The 4366-nt window shown below is 56.7% G+C and carries 6 protein-coding genes; 2 read left to right on the top strand and 4 right to left on the bottom strand.

From position 1 onward, the window contains the following. The 4 genes from ACOSYY_RS11435 to ACOSYY_RS11450 all read right to left on the bottom strand — a co-directional run. Positions 1-1065 (bottom strand): chemotaxis protein CheB (locus ACOSYY_RS11435; protein ID WP_421662502.1); only part of this gene is annotated, 1065 nt, incomplete at its 3' end. A 109-nt stretch (positions 1066-1174) separates the two neighbouring features. After that, positions 1175-1837, bottom strand: a complete 663-nt coding sequence (locus ACOSYY_RS11440) for a chemotaxis protein CheB (protein ID WP_421662503.1) — start codon at positions 1835-1837, stop codon at positions 1175-1177. Next, positions 1824-2216 (bottom strand): hypothetical protein, encoded by a 393-nt coding sequence (locus ACOSYY_RS11445; protein ID WP_421662504.1) that lies wholly within the window; start codon positions 2214-2216, stop codon positions 1824-1826. The genes ACOSYY_RS11440 and ACOSYY_RS11445 overlap by 14 nt, the downstream gene beginning before the upstream one ends. Before the next feature lie 643 nt (positions 2217-2859). Then, the gene (locus ACOSYY_RS11450) at positions 2860-3135 is read right to left on the bottom strand and encodes a ribbon-helix-helix domain-containing protein (RefSeq protein WP_421662505.1); all 276 of its coding nucleotides are present in this window, start codon (positions 3133-3135) and stop codon (positions 2860-2862) included. A 277-nt stretch (positions 3136-3412) separates the two neighbouring features. On the opposite strand from ACOSYY_RS11450, the gene ACOSYY_RS11455 reads away from it, so the two are divergent. Both ACOSYY_RS11455 and ACOSYY_RS11460 read left to right on the top strand, forming a co-directional pair. Continuing rightward, complete coding sequence (locus ACOSYY_RS11455; RefSeq protein ID WP_421662507.1) at positions 3413-3724, top strand: hypothetical protein; 312 nt, start codon at positions 3413-3415, stop codon at positions 3722-3724. A 270-nt stretch (positions 3725-3994) separates the two neighbouring features. Next, a complete protein-coding gene (locus ACOSYY_RS11460) occupies positions 3995-4294 on the top strand; it encodes a hypothetical protein (RefSeq protein ID WP_421662508.1) in 300 nt (99 codons plus the stop codon). Positions 4295-4366 lie beyond the last annotated feature (72 nt).

Consider the following 4366-nt stretch of genomic DNA (forward strand, 5'->3'; position numbering starts at 1 on the left):
GATGGCGACGGAATACGCCTCTTCGCCGGTCGAACAGCCGGGAATCCATGCCCGGAAGGTGCTGTGTTTGCCTTTGTTTTTCAGCACCGCGGGCAGCGCGTCTTCTTTCAGCGCCTTGAAGGCTTCCGGATCGCGGAAGAAGTTGGTGACTCCGATCAAGAGCTCCTTGAACAAGAGGTCGAGCTCGTGCGGGTTCTCTTGCAGAAACCGGACGTACCGCCCGATATTGCTGATTTGATGGACGTTCATCCGTCGTTCGATGCGCCGGTAGAGCGTATTTTTCTTGTAGAACGAAAAGTCGTGGCCGGTATGGGTGCGCAACAGGGTGAAGATGCGCAGCAAAGAGGACGTCACCGTCCGTTCGTACACGGCGACGTCGGGAGGAATTTTTGTGCTGTGCCGCACGTAGCCCATCAATTTCTGCGGAAGATCCTGCGCCGGGGCGACGTAGTCCACCAATCCGGTTCCAAGGGCGCTCTTCGGCATGCTGTCGTATTTCGCCGACCGAGCATCCTGAACCAGCGCGAGACCCAAATGTTCCTTCACCGCCTTCACGCCAAGCGTACCGTCGGTTCCCATGCCGGACATGATGACCGCAATGCTCCGGTCCTCTTGATCTTCGGCCAGATGCCGCAGGAACAAGTCGATCGGCGCGCGGTGTCCCCGCGGAGAGTTCGGCTCTTGGATATGCAGCACTCCGTTCAAGATCGTCATGTCTTTGTTCGGCGGGATGATATGGATCTGATCGGGACGCACCGGCATCCCGTCTTCGACCTGAACGACGTTCATGCTCGTGCAGCGCCCCAGTAGTTCCGGCATCATGCCCTTATGGGTGGGATCGAGGTGAGGAACCAGCACAAACGCCAATCCACTGTCCGCCGGCATGTGTGTGAAGAATTGCTCGAAGGCTTCCAAGGCTCCGGCCGAACCGCCCATGCCGACGATGTACATCGGGCGCTTTCGTTTGGCGGCGCCGGACGCTTTCGCGGAGGCTGATCCGTTGCGGCGGCGCGACAGAGCGCCGGATGGAAGGCCTTTTCCCTTCGGTCGTGGCTGAGGCGGCATCGCGTTCGACTCACATAGGACAGGGACCGAGATTGTAGGCCTTCCACACACATCGAGCAAGAGCCAAATCGACCAGGGTCGTCATGTCTTTCGCCACCGGCGCGCTGTTTCATCGCTGTTTCTTCGTCCCCAGGATGACCCGCTCTCCCGCCGCCAATGCCGCCAGAGTCGGCGCCATCTCCTTGATTTGGAAGACGCCGTTCACGTCGTCCATCTTCAACGCATTGAGCGGCATATGGGGCATGTAAGCTTCTTCAGGATCCTGGATCAACGTGACGCCGGATGCCTTCGAAATTGCGATGAGTCCGCTGACACCGTCTTCTCCCGCCCCGGTCAACAGCACCCCGACCACCCGCTTTCCATAGGAAGCGGCAGCGGAGCGGAAAAGGGGATCGATCGCGGGCCTCGTACTGTGTTCCTTCGGACCGCGCTGAATCACGACCCCCGCGGCTTTAAACAATAAATGATGGTCCGGCGGGGCCAAATAAATGTACCCTCGCTGCAAGACGGTCTTCCGGTCCGGCTCGATCAGGGACAAAGCGGAGCGCCGTCCCAGCACATGCGCCAGCTGTCCCCTTTCCACGCTGCGATGAAGGACGACGCCGACGACGGCCGGCAGTGTGGGTGGAAAGGCGGCGAAGAGCTCCATCAATGTCACGACTCCGCCGGCGGACGCACCGATTACGATGATATCTCTCTTGATACCTTCGGCGTTGATGGTGCGCGGCTGTGTCGATTCCGGATGAGAACCGGCAGTCTTATTGGGGGACATGGGTGTTCTCGATCATCGCTTGGATCGCCCGACAGTGCTTCTTCACTTCGCCGATGCGACGACTCACCGTGGTTCGTTTGACACCCTTGGTCTTTGGCATCTCTTCGAGAAGGTCCTGATACGCATAGGCCATCTGTTTCAGCAGCAGCGCGGCGGACCACAGAGTCCGTTCCAATTGCGTTTCCTTGGCATAGAGTAAACTGGTGGGGCTATATCGATGGTCGACTTGGCAACGGTACGTCAGGTGCCCCTTCGCCCCTTCCCGCTCGAACCGCAGCACGCCGAAACAATCGGGACACGAAAGAGGCACCAAATTGGGTTCTTGAGTCGCCGACGGTGGAGATCCAATGGCTCGTGTACGGGATTGTTTCGTTTTCATAGCACCATAGCCTTCCACCGTTGCGGCGATGATCGATGACGGACGCTGACGATGAATAGGGAGCACCGCCTCACGGACCGTGCCGGGAAGAACGCCCATCCGTTTAGGAGCGCGGAACCTTCTATCGGGATACGAACCATTACGAAGCGTTGTCACTGTAGGGATGAAACGAACATGAGAGACCTGGTGATCTCCCTAGTTTGTGGACGAGACGGGGTCTATGCGGACTCCGATACGTGAGGTGTCACCGATAGTCGCCCTCCCGATGACCTAACAAGCTGCTCACGCGTGCCCGAGACAATTCATAATCATTTTGGTTGAGTAGGCTTCCGAAGACTGACGAAGGTGGCCCACGCTACAGGTACTCACCGGGGTGGCTGCCGCCAATCCATTGGAACAACCAGGCGGCGGCGTATTTTGAAAGCCGATCGGTAAGCGGGCTTCTCAGCTACTGTTTCACATTTGGCGTTGGGGTTTTACCTTTGTAACTATCGACCGGCGGGCATTTCACGCCGTCCACCGGATGATGTGTGAAGGTCATCGCGCCACGCAATCACATGGGCGCGGATGACGCTGCGAAATTCCTGTGGCGTGGTGATTGCCCACAAAGCGCATGAAGTCACGGATCCGGCGAGACGAAGAGTCAGTGTTTGGCTAATAGCTTCCTCCCTCTCTCAACAATCTTGGCGGTATCAAACTCTCGTACCCGACCGGCGGCTACATCAGCTAGTCCCTTGTCGATGTCGGCTTTGAGCGCGGCCAGTTCCTGTTCCTGCACCACACGCCGAAGCTTCCATTCGCGCAGGGCTTCGCGCACGACCTCACTGGTCGAGGCGTAGTCCCCGCCCTCAACCGCCGCCTTCACTACCGCCGCCATATCGGTCGGAAGAGTAATCGTCAGTCGCTCGATGTTGGACATGCCATTCTCCTTCAATACCTATTAATCATATTTAGTAATACTTTATCATACTTACAGGAGAGGCAAGGGGAAGGGGAATGTTCGTAAAGACGACGGTGCCTTCTGAAGGGCACAGCGCGGGCGCGGTGCCGACTCGCCGATATCACTTCCTTTCTTCCTTATACATATTCGGTCGGACACACCTGCCATTCCCAATTGCTAACTTATTCAAGAGCTTTCCCTAGTTTACGCTTCGGTGGTTCCACGCAAGAATTGGAAAAACCTAAAGGAGGCCAGTATGAAGACAGGATTGATCTCGATGCTTGTAGCTGGATTATTAAGTTTCGGAATCGGTGTGGCCTATGCCACGGATGCGATGTCTGAGAAAGAAGCCAGTCCCACCATCAAAGAGCGCCTGACCAAAGACACGATCAAGGGCACCTTGATGAATATCGACGGAGAGTACTACTCCATCAAGGATACCGATGGAAAACAGCATAGGATCCATGTCGATAAGAGCACCAAGCTGGATAAGGTGGTGCCCGGCGACATGGTGAAAGCCTATGTGACGGATCAGGGCCATACGACGACGTTGCAGCGTGATAATTAGGGCTGTTGATGAATGCTGCTTGATGGCAAGAGCTGTGGCGCGCCTTCCAGCGTGCCACAGTGCCTTATCGTCTAGGAGGCAATCATGACGGAGAAGAAATGCGCTCATCCTGCGTGTACATGTTCGGCTGAAGCGGGAAAAGAATTCTGCTCTGACGCATGCCGAACTGCCCGTACGGAGGGAAATGCCTGCCCCTGCCACCATCCGGGCTGTCAGACCAGCAAATAACGGCTGGCTGCTAGGCAATCAAACAGAAAAGGAGAGGCGGACATGAGAACCTTCTTCAGTGCATTGATAGTTTCAGCAGTGCTGTTGGCCTGGGGCCTGCCATCTGTTCCGGCGCAGGCGGAGCAGCACCGGGCAAAGCAGGGAAGCTCACAGCAACAGGGCAATACCGAGGCACGGGACGCGAGGGACGACAAAGACGCTACTGCCCAGGATAAAAAAACCAAACCGTCACGGGATACGTCCGGCTTAAAGGACGCTTCCCATCAACCAAAATCTCAGGGCAGTAAAGATACCCGCGATGCCCGAGATGAAAAAGAAGCCGGCAGCGACAGCCACCAGTAACCTCATTCTATAAATCCGATAGACGGGGAGGCGAAACCCTCCCCGTTCCCTCCCGCAAAACCGCTCAATCGT

The organism is Nitrospira sp. BLG_2 (assembly GCF_049222245.1).